Source organism: Pseudarthrobacter sp. S3 (assembly GCF_050156905.1).
GTDB lineage: Bacteria > Actinomycetota > Actinomycetes > Actinomycetales > Micrococcaceae > Arthrobacter.
On record NZ_CP189583.1, the window covers coordinates 2,353,097 to 2,368,859 of the forward strand.

Genomic DNA, 15,763 nt, shown 5'->3' on the forward strand with positions numbered 1-15,763 from the left:
AACCTTACCATCACGTTAAGTTAGAGTTTATGATGAGCGGTGAGACCTTTATAGGTAATCCCCCTCCTCCCGGCGCGGCGCTGCGCCCCTTCATTCTTCGAAAAAGCGAAGACGCTGCCCTGCGCCTTCCTGACCATGAACGGAGCCAGCAATGGCCGTTAAAACCGCCGGGGACCCCCAGGCCTTCACGCCCGAACAGCTGCAATCCGTGAGGGGCACCCTGATGTCCCCGCGCCGGCTCAAGACCGAAGTCCTCGCCGGACTGGTCGTCGCCCTCGCACTGATCCCTGAAGCGATCGCCTTCTCGATCATCGCCGGCGTCGATCCGCGGATCGGGCTCTTTGCCTCCTTCACCATGGCCGTGACGATTGCCTTCGTCGGCGGCCGTCCGGCCATGATCTCGGCGGCGACCGGTGCGATTGCTTTGGTGATCGCGCCGCTGGTGAAGTCCCACGGCCTGGACTATTTCGTCGCCGCCGTCATCCTGGCCGGAGTCTTCCAAATCGTTCTCGGTCTGTCAGGTGTGACAAAGCTGATGCGCTATATTCCCCGCTCGGTGATGGTGGGCTTCGTCAACGCCCTGGCCATCCTGATCTTCATGTCCCAGGTTCCCGAACTCATAAATGTTCCGTGGTTGGTCTACCCCCTCGTTGTGTTGGCGCTCGTGATCGTGTTCGGCCTGCCGAAGCTGACCAAGGCTGTGCCGGCCCCGCTGGTCGCCATCGTAGTGCTCACACTCATCACGGTTTTCGTCTCCGTGGCTGTCCCGACTGTGGGAGATAAGGGCGAGCTCCCCGAGTCGTTGCCGACCCTGTTCATCCCGAACGTCCCGATCAACCTGGAGACCCTGCAGATCATCTTCCCCTTCGCCCTCGCCATGGCATTCGTGGGTCTGCTCGAATCCCTGATGACCGCCAAACTCGTCGATGACGTCACCGATACCCGCTCGCACAAGACCCGCGAGGCCTGGGGCCAGGGCGTGGCAAACATCGTCACCGGGTTCACCGGCGGCATGGGCGGCTGCGCGATGATCGGCCAGACCATGATCAACGTCAAAGCCTCCGGCGCCCGCACCCGGATTTCCACCTTCCTCGCCGGCGTTTTCCTGCTCATCCTTGTCGTCGCCCTCGGGGATTTCGTCTCCGTGATACCGATGGCCGCCCTCGTCGCGGTCATGATCTTCGTTTCCTGGGCCACCTTCGACTGGCACAGCATCCGCCCCCGGACGCTAAAGATGATGCCCAAGAGCGAAACCCTAGTCATGGTCGCCACTGTCATCGTGGTCGTCGCCACCCACAACCTAGCCATCGGCGTCGGCGTCGGTGTCCTTGTGGCGATGGTGCTGTTCGCCCGCAGGGTCGCACACCTCGTCACAGTCGAACGCACCGTCACCTCCGTTGGCGGGCACGAAACCGCGACCTATGTGGTGGACGGAGAGCTGTTCTTTGCCTCCTCGAACGACCTCTACACCCAGTTCGAATACGCTCTGGACCCGGCACACGTGATCATCGATATGCACGCCTCCCATCTCTGGGACGCGTCCACGATTGCGGCCCTGGACGCGATCACCGAGAAGTACCGCCACCACGCTATTGACGTGAAAATCGTCGGCCTCAACGATGCCAGCATCGTGATGCGTGAACGCCTCGGAGGCAAACTCGGCGGCCACTGACCCCCGCGCCCTCCCTTACGCGGAGGATCCCCTACCGCATAGGCGGCAGGGGACCCTTCAGGTGTGTGGATCGGTCAGGTCACCGGTGGCGGTCTTCCTGGTAAACGTCCGGGATGCCGTCTTGGTCTGTATCGATGGCTTCTTCGGCCTGCACGGCACGGTACTGACGGTTCCGCGTGACCAGTACTGCCGCCGCCAGGAGGGCGGCCAGCAGCGACGCGGCGAGGATTCCGACCTTGGCGTGGTCATCGTGGGCGCTGCCCTGTCCGAAGCTCAGCTCGGCCACGAGGAGTGAAACCGTGAAGCCGATCCCGGCCAAAAGCGAGACTCCGAATACATCAATCCACTTCAGGGACTTGTCCAGAGACGCGCGGGTGGCCTTGGTGAGGAGCCAGGTGGTGCCCAGGATTCCGATTGGTTTGCCCAGCACCAACGCCACGATGATGCCGATGGCTACAGGATCGGTCAGAGCCGAGATCAGACCGTCCCAGCCACCCACGGCGACACCGGCGGCGAAGAAAGCGAAAACCGGGACTGCGATGCCGGCGGAAATAGGCCGGAACCGGTGTTCGAAGATCTCGGAGAGGCCAGGTCCGGCAGCGGGGCCGCCGCTGGCCTGGGACCGGATGACAGGGATGGCGAACCCCAGGAGTACACCGGCGACGGTGGCGTGGATACCGGAGGCATGCACCAACGCCCAGGTGATTACTCCCACGGGGAGAAGGATTACCCACGCCGCGGCGGCTCTGGTGCCAAAGAACCGGCGGTACTTCTGTGCCAGGAACGTGTAAACCGCCAGCGGAAGCAGGGCCAGCAGCAGTGGCCCGGCCTGGATATCGGAGGAGTAGAACACCGCGATGATGCTGATGGCCAGAAGGTCATCGACCACGGCCAAAGTCAGCAGGAAGATCCGCAGCGCACTGGGCAGGTGCGACCCGATGATCGCCAGCACAGCCACTGCGAAAGCAATGTCGGTTGCCGTAGGGATGGCCCAGCCCTGCAGGGTCTCAGGACTGGCCAGATTGATCAGCGCATAAATAACGGCAGGAACTGCTACACCGCCGACAGCCGCTGCGATGGGCACCACGGATTTACTGAACTGGCGAAGGTCTCCGGCCACGAACTCACGTTTGAGTTCCAGCCCCACAAGAAAGAAAAAGATCGCCAACAAACCGTCTGAAGCCCAGGCCCCCAAGCTGAGTTCCAGATGCCAGGGCTGAAAACCGAGGCGGAAGTCCCGCAACGCGAAGTAGCTATCGGAGACCGGGGAATTGGCCCAGATCAGGGCAATGACTGCTGCGGCGACCAGTAAGATCCCGCCAACGGTTTCCTTCCGCAGGATTTCACCGATTCGCAGCACTTCGCCGTAGCTCCCCCGTCCCAAAACGGAGGAACGCGGAGGAGCAGAAGGGTTTTTACTCATGAAGGTGTCCTAAACTTTGGGGCGACAAAGAACGTGCCGACCAGACTTCCCGGCTCACCTCCAGTAAGTCTACACATTTTGCCCCTCCCATTGCCCAACCCGGTACCTGGGGCTGGCAGCCCTCAATGGAGAAGGGAAGGGGCAACTTCCCGCCTGCCTGATCATCGGCACAGTGCCGTATGCAGCCTTGGTGAGCCTGCGGATCCCGGGCAAAGGGCATTGGCTGCGTTGGCGCTGCTCAGAGGACTGCAGACGGTGCGTTCCGGCGATCTTCCCAACGTGGCAAACGCGGTGGCCCCGGAGGGTCCCGAGCGGTTGAGTGACCACGTTTCTCTTGGCGTGTTGACGCGGGTCTTCCCGGCTGATGTGGTCGGCGCGGTGGTCGAGCGTACTGGGGCGTTGGAGCAACGGAATCGGTTATTGCCGTCGCGGTTGATGGTCTATTACGTGATGGCGTTGGCGTTGTTTTCCAATGGTTCGTATGAGGAGGTCATGCGGTCGTTGCTGGCCGGGATGGAGTGGCTGACGGGGCGGTTCCGTGAGTGGACGATGCCGACGAAAGCAGGGATCTACAAGGCGAGGAACCGGTTGGGGTCCGCGGTGATGGTGGCGTTGTTCGCCGAGGTCGCCAAGCCGTTCGCGGTCCCGGGCGGTCCAGGGTTCTACAGGCAATGGCGGCTGATGTCCGTGGACGGGACCACCCTGGATCTGGCCGACACCGCCGCGAACGAGCGCGCGTACGGGCGGCCGGGGACGAAGACGGAGTTCAAGAGCGCGTTCCCGCAGGCACGGGTGCTGGGCCTGGTGGAGTGCGGCACCCATGCGGTCACCTCGTTGGTGGTCTCCGGCTATCACACCTCCGAACACGACATGTATCCGGCTCTCCTCGCGGACCTGGCCGAGGACATGCTGGCCATGGCCGACCGCGGATTCTTCTCCTATACGGCGTGGAAGGACAGTGCCGCGACGGGGGCGGCGTTGTTGTGGCGGATGAAAGCCAACAGCGTGCTGCCCGTGCTTGAGGAGTTCGAGGACGGATCCTACCTGTCGGCCGTGTATCCGTCCACCAAAGACCGGCGCCAGGATACGAACGGGATCCCGGTCCGGGTGATTGAGTACGAGGTCACCACCGGAGAGGAAGTCAGCAAATTCCTGCTGATCACCACGATCCTGGACCCGGCCGCTGCTTCCTCCAAGGACCTGGCCGGCCTCTATGCCCGCCGCTGGGAAATTGAGTCCAGTTTCGACGAACTGAAAACCCACCAGCGCGGCCCCGACATCGTCCTGCGCTCCAAAACACCCGACGGAGTGCTCCAGGAAATCTACGGCTACCTCTGCGCGCACTACGCGATCCGGTCCCTGATCGGCGCCGTCGCCGCAGAATTCGACGAAGACCCCCTCCAGTTCTCCTTCACACGCACCCTCCGGGCCACGCGGCGATCCCTCGCCGGGCGCCCGGCTTTTTCCAGGCGGGGATGGTGTAGCCGGTGATGGGCCGGTCTCGTGGCGTCGTGGACGAGTAAACGGTCTGCAGCCGGGACTGTCGCGCCAGCTTCCCAGTGGCGGATCGGCATTCCTTGTTGGGTTGGTATCCCGGTGGGGTTGCCTATCCGGGGGTGTTGCCGAGCCGTCGTTCCTCGCGTGTTTGACCGTACGGCACGTCGGGGTGGAGGGTGACGGTGAAGTCGTTGTAGGCGTGCTGGGTGACCAGGATTCCGTGACCGCCTACTGCCATGGCCTGGGTGATGGCGGTGTCGACGGCGGCGGTCAGGTTGGTTTGGATCGTGTCGGGGTCTTGGCCGCTGACGTCCAGGGTCAGGGTTGTCGGGCGCATGGTTCTTGCTTTCTTTCGGAGGCGGATGCAGTGGGTTCACCTCGCGCGTGGGCGGGAGCGGCGTGGCCTTGGAAGGACAGCCGCTCCCGCCTCGCTGCGGTTGGTGGGGTCAGTGGTGGAGGGCGGCTGCTTGTTCGAGGTTTTGGCCCTTGGTTTCGGGGGCCATGAAGAAGCTGACGGCTGCGCCGAGTAGTGCGATGCCGGCGGCGATCCACATGGTGCCGGAGAGCCCGAGGTGGGTCAGGGCCAGCGGGGTGGCGAAGGTGCCGATGGCGGCGCCGATGCGGCTGGTGCCGGTGCACAGTCCCACGGCGGTTGCCCGGACTTTGGTGGGGAAGAGCTCGTTGGGGTAGATCCATTCCAGGATCGAGGGGCCACCGTTGAAGATGGCGTAGAAGGCGAAGGCCAGTGCGATCAGGCCCAGGGGTGCGGTGGGGAAGAGCGCCAGGAACAGCAGGCCGACGCCGGAGAGGATGAAGCCCCAGATCAGGACGGGCCGGCGGCCGAGTTTGTCCACGACGAGGAGGGCGACGACGTTGCCGACGAGGAAGAAGAGGTTGATCAGGCCGTAGCCGATGTTGGCTTCGTCGCCGGACTGAAGGTTGAACAGGGCCAGGATCTGGGGTCCGAAGGCGTAGATGGAAAACAGGGTGACGATGGTGCAGGTCCAGAAGATGGAGATGAAGATGACCCGGTGCAGGTAGCCGCCGGTCAGGACCAGTTTGAAGGCCTGGGTGGTGCTGAGCTTGGCCGCGTTGGGGTCGTGTGCGGTGATGCCGTCCAGGGTGGCGCCCTCGCCGATGGTCTTCTTCAGGATCTCCAGTGCCTCCTGATGCCGGCCTTTGCCGACGAGCCAGTGCGGGGACTCGGGGATGGTGGCCCGGGCGATGAGGATCAGCACGGCGGGAACGGCGGAGGAGAGCAGCATCCAGCGCCATCCGTCCTCGACGGAGAGAAGCCAGTAGCCGACGAAAGCGGCGACGGTGGCGCCGACGAACCACATGGCGTTCAGGCCGCCGAGGAGCCGGGCGCGCCAGTTTTTGGGCACGAATTCGGCGACCAGGGACGTCGCGATGGGGTAGTCGGCGCCGACAGCGATGCCGATGAGCAGCCGCAGGACGAACAGTTGCCAGGGGTCCTGGACGAAGAACTGGGCGATAGAGAACACGATGATGGCCATGAGGTCGATCGTGTACATGAGTTTGCGCCCGATTTTGTCGGTGATGTTGCCGAAGATCAGGCCGCCGAGGAAGACTCCGATCAGGGCGGATGCGCCGATGAGTCCGTTCCACCATTCGTTCATTTGCCAGGCCGGGATGATCTGGACCAGGGCGATGCCGATGATGGCCAGGATGTATCCGTCGAGGAACGGGCCTCCTGAGCTGAAGAGGGTGAGGCGTTTGTGGAAGGAGTTCAGCGGTGCTGAATCGATGGTCATCTGAGACGCCGGTGCTGGTGCGTGGGAAAGCATGGAGGTTCCGATCTGGGATGAGGGAAAGCGACGTTGGTAACCCAACAGATCCGTGGGTGTGGTCCGGTCAGGCTGTTACGGCTGCGACCGCATCGATCTCGATGCGTTTTTCGCCTCTGAACCGGGCAACCTGCACGGTGTTCCGGGGAGGCAGGGGGTCCCGTCAGCCCAACTACTGTTGATGAAGCTGCTGGCGGGCTTGGTCATCACGGGCATTCTCGAACCTCTTAGTGGTTGTTGATCTGTGACTGTTCTCACGATCAACGGTAGACCCGAAACGCCGTCTGCTGAAGTATCTATTTGATGAGAATCAATATGCGTTTAGTCTTGTTGGTATGAACCTTCGTCGCCTGGAGCTTTTCGTCGCAGTGGCCGAAGAACTGCACTTTAACCGTGCCGCAGAACGGCTGCATATGGCCCAGCCGCCGCTGAGCCAGCAGATCCGCAAACTCGAAGAGGAATGCAAGGCCCAGCTGTTCGTGCGCAACTCCCGCAACGTGCAGCTCACCACCGACGGCGAGCTGCTCCTGAAACACGCCCGTAAAGTCCTCAGCCAGTACGGGACCATGACAGCGGCACTCCGGCAGGCCCGGGACGGCGAAATCGGGCGTCTGCGTCTCGGTTTTGTCTCATCGGCGGCCATCTCGGCTCTTCCGCCCGTGGTGCGGGAACTCCGATCGCAATGGCCCGGCATCGACCTCGAACTCCGCGAGGAGACCACCGACGCCCAGATTGACCTCATTGCCGCCGGAGCGCTGGATGCCGGAATCGCCCGGGAAGTCCGGACCGTGCCGGGCCTCAGCACCACGCTCCTGCAAAACGAACGCCTCGTGGTGGCGGTCGCGACAGGCCACCCCCTGGCCCGACGGACCTCGGTCGGGCTTGGAGAACTGAAGGGGGAGAGGTTCATTGCCTTCCCGCGGGACCGGATCTCACGGCTTTTCGACCACATCGCTGCACTGCTTCACGCTGCCGACGTCGACTTCGACCTCGCCCAGCAAGCCGTCCAGTTCCCAACCATCCTCGGGCTGGTGGCCGCCCACCTGGGCATCGCAGTTGTCCCGGAATCCCTCCGCGCCTTCGCCATGCCCGGCCTTGCCTACCTGGACATCCAGGACGCCCGCGCCATTTCCCGCGTCAGCCTGATCTACAGCAACGACATGACCGACTCACCCCTCGTCGCCAAAGTCAGGGACGCCTGCCGACAAACAATGGGAGCCCCGGGGCCCGGATAACAGATGGCTGCAACATTAGCGGGCTTAAGCACCACGCCAACGCGTGCTGTTCCTGTCAACAGGACTTCGCCATCTTTTCCCGGCCGTGTACGTCCTCATCCCGGGCGAACAGGTCTGGAGCAGCCCCGTACAGTTGGCGCTTCCGGTCCTGACACTGGTGCTGGCGCGTGGTGATCCTGCGCCATGCCTTGCCGAACGCCATCGGCCCGGTTGTCCAGGTGATTGCATTACAGCTCGCCTGGCCGATCGGAGGGGTGGTGATCGTTGAGTTCCTTTTCCGCTTCCCGGGCGTCGGATTCCAGCTGATAGACGCCGTCACCAACAGGGATCTGCCCGTGGTGCAGGCACTCGTGATCGTTATGGCCCTCTTCTATGCGGTGGTGAACCTGCTTGCTTGCCGCCGACCCGAAAGTAAGGGTCATCTTCACGGAGGACGACGCCGCACCCGCCGGAGCCACCCGCGGCCAGGACGTGCTGGAATTGTCCATGTTGGCCATCCAACAGCAGGCCGCCTCCGCCGTGGACATTTCCTGGGAAAATCCCCGCCGGACCAATAACTCCCGCACCGACGAGGCTGAACGACAGATTTCCATTTGCTGAGGGAAAACTGAGGCCGACCCCTATGGGGCCGGCCTCAGTCCTTTATGCACAGCATCCGCGAAGCTGACTACCTACACCGAGCACCATAAGGTCTTTACCCTCGATCAGCTTCCCGCTGAACCTCTTTTCAGCCGCCTCCCACCGAACCGGAGGTCAATGACCGCCCGGATGCGTTCACCGTTCAGGTCGCATATCTCCGCCCAGGAGTCGAGGAATAGTGGGGCTCCCCTTCGCGGATCACCACCAGCTCAGAAAGGCGGCCCTGGTTGCCCGGCCAGTACTCCGTCTTCCCGGAAAGTTCGGCGATGGATTGCGTGGCACAAGATTCGGCACCTGCGTGCGGAGGATGTTCTCCTCGGCCTGCGCCTTAGCAAACGCAAGTTGTCAGGCTGGCCACTCAAACGAATACCCAAGCCACCTAAGTAAACGGTATTGCCATTAGGCCCGTACCGTAAGATTTCGCAGCCGGTTCGACGTTCAGCGGCGGGTACAGTGATATCCCCGGCGCGGACGGTGTCGGGGCGGTTTTAGAGGGCCGCTGGGCTTGCGTCCGCAGCATCGGTCAGCCTGTGGAGGGCTTCGCGGAGTCTGGCGTCAGCGTCGTCCGCGACGGCGCGGACGACGGGGCTGTCGCTGAGCTGGACCATGGTTTGTGGGTCTATGGCTTCGACGGTGGTTTCGCGCGCGTCCTTGCCTCGCCGGACAACGACATTGCACGGCAGTAATGCTCCGAGCGCCGGATCGGCTGCGAGGGCACGGCTCGCCAGCTTGGGGTTGCAGGCCCCGAGGATTATGTAGTCACCGACGGCATCCCCGGCGTCGATCCCGAGTTTGGTCTCGAAAGTGGAGCGGACATCAATTTCAGTAAGGATGCCAAAGCCCTGTTCGCTGAGCACCGCACGCGTGCGCTGGACTGCGTCCTCCCAGGACAGCGGGACGTTAACGGTATGCGTGTAGCTCATCGGTTTGCTCCTAATGTGTCGTGACATGTTCGGGTCCGGGCCAGTCCGTCGCCATGCCGGGACAGTTTGGGGAAACTCCCCCGGCACCGGGTCTTGGGTCCCTGCCTGTCAGGCGAGGGAGAGGAAGAGCTTTTCCAGTTCTTTTTTGTCCATGGTGGTGTCTTCGCGGACGATGCACTGCTCCAGCCCGCTGGCGATGATCGCGAAGCCGGCCCTGTCCAGGGCCTTCGAAACGGCAGCCAGTTGCGTGACAATGTCCTTGCAGTCCTTCCCCTCCTCCAGCATGCGCGTGACAGCAGCGAGCTGGCCCTGCGCGCGCTTGAGGCGGTTGACCACAGGGGTCAGTTCAGTCGAATCGAGTTGCATGAAGTCTCCAAGAAAGTGGGCATCTTGCCATTCATTATATACCCCCTCGGGTGTTTTGCATACCCGCCGGGGGTATCTATAATACTCAGTGAGGTATACACCAACGACCTCTTCGAGCGGCCCCCAGGTCTTCCCTTTTCCCCTTCGCCGCCATTGGCGCTCTGGCGTCAGGACCTTGCGCAGCCGGGTCGCCGAGCATCAGGACCATGGTCATTGACGTACGCTCTGCCGCTGAGTTCGAGTCGATGCACATCCGGGGAGGGTGAACTTCCCGTTCCCGTCGGACAGGAACCGGCGCCGCAGGCGGCCAGCCCGAGCGTGAGTAGGGTCCCCGCTGCCAGGGCAACGGTCCGTGTCAGACAATGCCTCATGTTCGTGTTCGTTTTCTTACCCCGGCAGTTCAAGGGCGGGATGATGGGTGACGTCGACCGCGGGGCGCCGGTCAGTCACGTTCTGCCGGTGGCCATGACTGCCGCGGCGGTGTCTCCCGTGGTGGGTCCGCCAGTGCCCGGCGGGTCGGCGATGAGGGCCCGCGCGGAGACCGGGATCGTGATTCGAATGGCATCACCGGTGCCCAGCAGCCGACCCCCAGGCGCCTCTGTCTGGAGGGTGACGCCGGACACGTCGACGGTGACCAGCCGGCGGGGTCCCAGCACCCGCATATCCGTCGCGATTGCGGGTACGCCGTGCCCTGCGGGGCCCCTGGCATCGTCCAGGATGCTGATGCTTTCCTGGCGGATGACCATCACGCCGGGGCCGTCGGGCCAGTCGGTGTCCGCGGGCAGGTCAAGGTCGCCCAGGGCCGAGTAGTGGACTCCGCCCCGTACGGTTCCTGTGATTTCGTTTGTGCCGCCCATGAGCCGGTGGACTTCCAGGGACGCGGGCCGGGAGTATAAGAGGTCGACGCGGTCGTCCTGGAGCAGCCCGCATCGGCTGAGGACCGCGATGTGGTCGGCGACGGCGGCCGCTTCGTCGCGGTCATGGCTGACCATGAGGATGGTGGGGGCCAGCCTCTTCCGCAGCTGTGCCAGCAGCTCGTGCATGCTGGAGCGCAGTTCCTGGTCGAGGGCGCTGAACGGCTCGTCCAGGAGCAGGATGGCAGGCCGGGCGGCAAGGGCCCGGCCGATGGCCACCCGCTGGGCTTGCCCGCCGGAGGGGGCCGTCACGAGACGGCGGCCGGGACAGCAGACCGGAGTCCGAGAGCAGCAACCCGACGGACGCGGCCCCTACGATGTGCGGAAAAGGGATCCTAAGGGTACTGACGGCGGCAACGACCCGGCCGCACCAGCGGCCCTGGACGATGAGGCCTGGTCGAAGCCCAGCGGCACCTTGGTGTATCCGCCGGAGACGCTGCAAAGCACCTGCCGGGTGAAGACGGAGTCGGTGAAGTCCGGCGGTGCGGGGGTACCATCCACAGGCGTACGGTCTGGCCCTGGGCAGCTGCGGTGACTTGGTCCCAGCCTGTGAAGTCGGTCTGCGCCCCCGGTGGGGCGGCACAGTCAGCCAGGGCCAGCGCAGCGACCGCGTTCGCGGCCGTACCGGAGAGCATGTTTCTGGCGCGGAGGGTAAAAGTTATGGGCGGTGTGCCGGTCCTGTCGGGGTAGTGATCGTCTACGGCGGGGCCTCTTCGCCGGGTATTGGCTGTTCTCACGGCTGCGGCTCCCCGCCCGCGGCCACCGGTGTGACGGGGCGGAGAGGGAGCATTTTGCGCAGCCCGGCGTTTTCTGCCGCGTCCAGGGTCGAATGCTGGACGCAGGCCGGGACCAGGCGCCCGGTTTCGGGGTGACTCATCGCGTACATGCACGAGCCGAGGCGTTCCTGGGTTTCCCGGATCTTCGGGTCATCGCTGGTCACGCCGCGCTCCATTAGCGCCCAGGCCGGTGCGACATCGGCGGCGTCCATGAAGTTGTGCACCACGAACGTTTTGAACGACAGCCGGCGGCTCCAGGCTGCGGACGCCACCGTACCCAGGCCGCCAGCCCGGCGCACGAGGCGGCGGGCAAAGGACACGACGACGGGAAGGTCGTCCAGATGGGCCAGGAGTGCCCGGAGGATTTTGGTGCCGACGATCCACGCAGGGGTGCCGCCGAAATACATGCCGCCGTGGTGTTTCAGGAGCCTGTCGCGCGCGGCGAGGTCCCGGGGATCGTCCGGGTCCAGCAGTGGAGTGAGTACCGATCCGGTGCTGAGGGCGACGGCGGTCCGGTTGCACCGGGTGTCCCCGAACTGGGTTCCCTGCCAGGGAATGGGTTGCCCGGCACCTGCTTGGATGCGGGACCATACGGCGTCGATGGTGATTTCCTCGAAGTCCGCGGACCATCTCCGGTCGTCCCCTATGTAAGCAGCCGGCTGGAAGGAGAGCATGTCGTACTGCATGCCGAGCACCGCGTGGGTCACCCCGGCGACCTGGTCGATGTTGGCGGGGGTGACGGTCATGTTGTGGGCAATATAGGAGCTGACGCCGTGGTCGTGTTTGAGGGCGACGAACATTTCCGCGAACCGGGCACGGAACGGGTTCAGTTCGGCTTCGTTACGGGGGCGTGCGGCCCCGCGACGTCCCCGCATCAGCGAATCGAAGTGGGCGGCAAAGGACACTTTCCGGAACCGGGGGCTGCCCTCATCGTCCAGGACGACGTTGAGGAGGTAGTCGTAGTCGAAATCGCCGTGCGTCATGGACATGGGTTCGCGGCCGTTAGCGTGCATGGCTTGCAGTGCTGCAGCGTGGTCGTTGGCCGGCAGCAGGCTGACTTCTCCGCCGATCAGCTGGGCATGGGCGCGGGGGCCTCGGACCCGGCGCAGGAACTCCATTTGTTGTGTGACGGCCGTGACGGTGTGTTCGCCGTCGATCCGGACTTTGTTCGCGTCCGCGGAGTGGTAGCACGGTGAGCAGGTCAGATTGCATTTGGGGAACACGCCGTGGGTGCCTTCGCAGCCGACGGCGCTTCGTCCCAGCAGCTGCGCCGGGGTCTTCACGTGTCCGGGGAGCCCGGCCCAGCGCTGATCCATCGCAGCCCTGCTCTCCGGGTGGACCGGGCGTGTGAGGAGCTCGACGCTCCGGAGGAGGGCTGCGATCTTCATGGTCTCCTGCTGTGCTGGTGTGAGGCTAATCGGCGCTTCCTCTGGAAAGGGTGCCGGGAACGGGGCGGTGTCTTAGGCGGTCAGTTCCGGGACGGCCGGCAGGTCCAGTTCGGTTCCGGCGTAGTGGTTGAAATAGTTGGTGAACAGGTTGGCCGCGATGTGGGCGAACGCCTCCGAGAGTTCCTCGGCGCTCCAGCCGGCGTTCAGGGCGGCCTGCCAGGTCGCGTCGGAGACGTTCCCGGTCCTGGCTGCGGCTTCACGGGCAACCGAGGACATCGCTTCGAGTTTGTCGTCGAAGTCCACTTCACCGGCGCGGATCGCGAGGATCTGCTCATCGTCCAGCCCTGCCCGGCGTGCCGAGAGGGTGTGGGCGGCCTGGCAGTAATCGCAGCCGTTCTGGTTTCCGACGGCCAAGGCAATCGCTTCGCGGGTGCGGGCGTCAAAGCTGCCGTGCTCGGCGATAGCGGCGGACATCCCCATATAGGAGGCGATCACGGCCGGCGAGTGGGCCATCCCGGCGTGGATATTGAGCAGCTTGCCCATTTTCTGCTCCAGTTTCCGTGCGTTGCCTTGGGACGCTTCGGGGGCTGTGGCAACGGTGTGGGCGGGAATGCGTGGCATGCGGAAACTCTCATATCTTTTGGGACTGACAGGACAAAACGGTGGGTGGGGAAGAAGCCAACCGACGCGCAGGGGCACGTTCAGGGATGGTCGTCGCTGACGATGACGCCCCCGCCGGGGGCGAAGGCGACGTGGCCTTTGATCATCCGGGCCAGGGGTGTCGGCCGCGGGTAGGACCAGGCGGCGTTCGGTGCCCTGTGGTCCCCGGCGCGGACGTGGTGGTAGCGGGCCACACCCTTCCAGAAGCACAGGGTGCGGACCCAGCTGTTTTCCAGTGTGTCCGGCACCAGCGACTCTGCGGGGAAGTAGTGGTTGCCTTCCAGATACACCGTCTGCCCGGAGCGGGCGATCACCTGGCCGTGGAACGTGGCGGTGATCATGAGGAGCTCCTAGCCAGTTTTTGCAGGACGTCGCGGTCCTGGATGACGATGCGTCCGCGGCCCTGACGGATGGCTTTTTTGGCTGTGAGGTCACCCATGATTTTGCTGGTGGCTTCCCGTGAGGCGCCGAGGAGGCCGGCGAGCTGTTCGTGGGTCAGGTGGATGGTCCGGGCCTGCCCGAAGCGCGGCGGCCCCGCGGCATCGCCGAGTTTGAGCAGGGTGGACGCCACCTGGGCCGAGAGCGGCCGCAATGCCAGGTCGGTGAGGCGTTCTTCGAGCCGGGCGACCTGTTCGCCCAGGAGCCGCGAGATCCGGATCGCGATGCGCGGATCCGAGAGCAGGAACCGTTCCACCTCCTCCACGCTGAGCTGGCAGATCGCCGCGTCTTCGATGGCCTCGGCGTAGTTGTCATACATCCGCTGGCCCACGAGCATCATTTCCCCGAACACCGCGCCCGGCTCCAGGATGGCCATGGTCAGGGCCTTGCCATCCTCGGCCACCCGGAAAACACGCACCCGGCCGGACTTGAGGATGAAAAGGGCCGTGACGGGCTGGCTTTGGCTGAACAACAGCTCGCCGCGGCGGAACAGCCGGGCCGGAGCCATAAGGTCCATGGCCTCGATCTCCTGCGCACTGAGGTCTGCGAACAGATCAACTTCATTCAAACAACTGAACGGGTCAGTGGGTCCTGCCATGAGGGGATCGGCCTCTCGTTGCCGCGGGGCCCACGGTCGCAGGTCTCCGGAGACGGTGGCCCCCACATCGACCCGGCAGGAATCGGTCATGCCCGGCTCTTGAGGACGCGGACCGCCACCACTCCCAGAATAACGCCATAGATCATGTGGCCCATGAGGCTCATCAGCGCGGTGAGATCAACAGTAAAAAGGGGCATGCCCATCATGACCGGCATGATCATCAGCGGGCCCAGGACCCACCAGATGGCCCCGTAGCCGAGTCCGACGAGGGCGCCGCGGCCGTACCCGGTGAGAAACCGGTTGCCTAACAGCACCGTCAGGCCGAGCCCGATCATCACCGAAATCATCAGGTGGACGCCGAACCCGACCACGGCCGAGGCGGAGCCGACAATGGACGCGATGACGGGCAGCATGTCCATCATGGCCATGAGCATGCCGAAGACGATACCGCCGGCAATACCTCCGGCGACCCCGGCGAGGACGCGCCGTCCAATGCCGGTAGCTGACGTGGGGCGGGAAAGAGCTGAAGCAGAAGCCATGACGGCGACCTTCCATGGAAGAGGTTTTGCTGATGTCTTCAAGGTATGACTGGACCGGGACACCCTTCAGTAATCTGCACTACACAGCAGACACTCATGGCGGGCGCGGTGCATTGCGCCCCCGCGAACCGGGCTGTGAACGCGGCGGCTACCCTCATCTGTCGTGCCTCAAGTTCCCGGCCCGGATCTGGAGGTGTCCGCCCCGCGCGGAAGCCCGGACGACGTCGACGCACCGTTCCTCCACGGCCCGCCAAGGGGCGGCGGTGATGTCGGATCCGCCGACCGCGCAGGCCAGCCGCGCCAGTGGAGACAACCAACTCGCCAATCCCTCCGGTTCCTGCAGGTCCACAACACCGACCCGCGCCTGTGTGCCCAGCAGTCTCGTCATGTTCGTCCACGCCTGCTCCCAGTCCCCCATCAGGGACAACGAATAGGTCGCCAGGGCTGCATCAGAAACCTCGGCTCCCCCGCTTTCTTCAATGCGGGCAGCGACGGTCCCGGGATCGAGCAGCACCATGTCGGCCTGGAGCAGGATCACGTTCTGCCAGCCGTGGGCCTGGGCGCGGCGCCGCGCCTGGTGGAGCATTTCGGCGCTGCGGTCGATGCCGACGATGGTCCCGGAGGAACCAACGCGCTCCTGCAGCAGGGGAAAGTTCAACCCGGTTCCGCAGCCGATGTCCAGCACCTGCTGGCCCGTTGTGGGGGCCAGAACGTCAATGCCGAGCACCCTTCCGGCATGATAGACAGGGTATTCGCCCGAGAACAGATCATAAAACGGGGCGAACAGCGTGTATTTATCGCGGATGGTGGTCTCCTTCTGGTTCGATCCGCCGCAGCGGCACGGTCGCGGAAGACCGCACCGCCGGGCGCTTTTGTCCGGCATTTAA

Annotated in this window: 15 protein-coding genes and 2 pseudogenes; 4 read left to right on the forward strand and 13 right to left on the reverse strand. The window is 64.2% G+C overall.

Annotated features, from left to right (window positions below):
• Positions 1-151: 151 nt before the first annotated feature.
• The gene (locus ACQCSV_RS11280; protein ID WP_354154819.1) at positions 152-1,672 is read left to right on the forward strand and encodes a SulP family inorganic anion transporter; all 1,521 of its coding nucleotides are present in this window, start codon (positions 152-154) and stop codon (positions 1,670-1,672) included.
• A gap of 79 nt (positions 1,673-1,751) precedes the next feature.
• Here the strand turns inward: ACQCSV_RS11280 and nhaA are convergent, their stop codons facing one another.
• A complete protein-coding gene (nhaA, locus tag ACQCSV_RS11285; RefSeq protein ID WP_354154820.1) occupies positions 1,752-3,095 on the reverse strand; it encodes a Na+/H+ antiporter NhaA in 1,344 nt (447 codons plus the stop codon).
• Positions 3,096-3,374: 279 nt separating this feature from the next.
• Here nhaA and ACQCSV_RS11290 point away from each other — a divergent pair, with 279 nt between their 5' ends.
• The gene (locus ACQCSV_RS11290) at positions 3,375-4,586 is read left to right on the forward strand and encodes an IS4 family transposase (protein ID WP_354154935.1); all 1,212 of its coding nucleotides are present in this window, start codon (positions 3,375-3,377) and stop codon (positions 4,584-4,586) included.
• Positions 4,587-4,701: 115 nt separating this feature from the next.
• Here the strand turns inward: ACQCSV_RS11290 and ACQCSV_RS11295 are convergent, their stop codons facing one another.
• Together ACQCSV_RS11295 and ACQCSV_RS11300 are read right to left on the reverse strand one after the other, a co-directional pair.
• Positions 4,702-4,929: a hypothetical protein gene (locus ACQCSV_RS11295; protein WP_354154821.1), complete on the reverse strand. Its 228-nt coding sequence runs from the start codon at positions 4,927-4,929 to the stop codon at positions 4,702-4,704.
• Positions 4,930-5,038: 109 nt separating this feature from the next.
• Positions 5,039-6,367, reverse strand: coding sequence for an MFS transporter (locus tag ACQCSV_RS11300; RefSeq protein ID WP_354154822.1), 1,329 nt, complete (start codon positions 6,365-6,367; stop codon positions 5,039-5,041).
• 368 nt (positions 6,368-6,735) lie between these two features.
• Here ACQCSV_RS11300 and ACQCSV_RS11305 point away from each other — a divergent pair, with 368 nt between their 5' ends.
• Complete coding sequence (locus tag ACQCSV_RS11305; RefSeq protein WP_354154823.1) at positions 6,736-7,635, forward strand: LysR family transcriptional regulator; 900 nt, start codon at positions 6,736-6,738, stop codon at positions 7,633-7,635.
• 218 nt (positions 7,636-7,853) lie between these two features.
• Positions 7,854-7,970 (forward strand): annotated as a pseudogene (locus tag ACQCSV_RS11310) (ABC transporter permease); the annotation flags it as partial.
• A gap of 426 nt (positions 7,971-8,396) precedes the next feature.
• Here the strand turns inward: ACQCSV_RS11310 and ACQCSV_RS11315 are convergent.
• The 10 genes and pseudogenes from ACQCSV_RS11315 to ACQCSV_RS11360 all read right to left on the reverse strand — a co-directional run.
• Positions 8,397-8,607 (reverse strand): annotated as a pseudogene (locus ACQCSV_RS11315) (hypothetical protein); the annotation flags it as partial.
• A 155-nt stretch (positions 8,608-8,762) separates the two neighbouring features.
• Entirely contained in the window at positions 8,763-9,197 is a 435-nt protein-coding gene (locus ACQCSV_RS11320; RefSeq protein ID WP_354154824.1) for a DUF302 domain-containing protein, read from the reverse strand.
• 108 nt (positions 9,198-9,305) lie between these two features.
• A complete protein-coding gene (locus ACQCSV_RS11325; protein ID WP_144662938.1) occupies positions 9,306-9,563 on the reverse strand; it encodes a metal-sensitive transcriptional regulator in 258 nt (85 codons plus the stop codon).
• Between the two features lie 446 nt (positions 9,564-10,009).
• Positions 10,010-10,729 (reverse strand): ATP-binding cassette domain-containing protein, encoded by a 720-nt coding sequence (locus ACQCSV_RS11330; protein ID WP_354223945.1) that lies wholly within the window; start codon positions 10,727-10,729, stop codon positions 10,010-10,012.
• 481 nt (positions 10,730-11,210) lie between these two features.
• Entirely contained in the window at positions 11,211-12,641 is a 1,431-nt protein-coding gene (locus ACQCSV_RS11335) for a hypothetical protein (RefSeq protein WP_354154827.1), read from the reverse strand.
• 72 nt (positions 12,642-12,713) lie between these two features.
• Positions 12,714-13,262, reverse strand: coding sequence for a carboxymuconolactone decarboxylase family protein (locus ACQCSV_RS11340; RefSeq protein WP_354154828.1), 549 nt, complete (start codon positions 13,260-13,262; stop codon positions 12,714-12,716).
• Between the two features lie 80 nt (positions 13,263-13,342).
• Positions 13,343-13,642: a DUF427 domain-containing protein gene (locus tag ACQCSV_RS11345; protein ID WP_354154829.1), complete on the reverse strand. Its 300-nt coding sequence runs from the start codon at positions 13,640-13,642 to the stop codon at positions 13,343-13,345.
• Positions 13,639-14,307, reverse strand: a complete 669-nt coding sequence (locus tag ACQCSV_RS11350; protein ID WP_354223947.1) for a Crp/Fnr family transcriptional regulator — start codon at positions 14,305-14,307, stop codon at positions 13,639-13,641. The genes ACQCSV_RS11345 and ACQCSV_RS11350 overlap by 4 nt, the downstream gene beginning before the upstream one ends.
• Before the next feature lie 116 nt (positions 14,308-14,423).
• The gene (locus ACQCSV_RS11355; protein WP_354154831.1) at positions 14,424-14,876 is read right to left on the reverse strand and encodes a hypothetical protein; all 453 of its coding nucleotides are present in this window, start codon (positions 14,874-14,876) and stop codon (positions 14,424-14,426) included.
• Between the two features lie 154 nt (positions 14,877-15,030).
• Positions 15,031-15,759: a class I SAM-dependent methyltransferase gene (locus ACQCSV_RS11360; RefSeq protein WP_354154832.1), complete on the reverse strand. Its 729-nt coding sequence runs from the start codon at positions 15,757-15,759 to the stop codon at positions 15,031-15,033.
• Between the last annotated feature and the right edge of the window lie 4 nt (positions 15,760-15,763).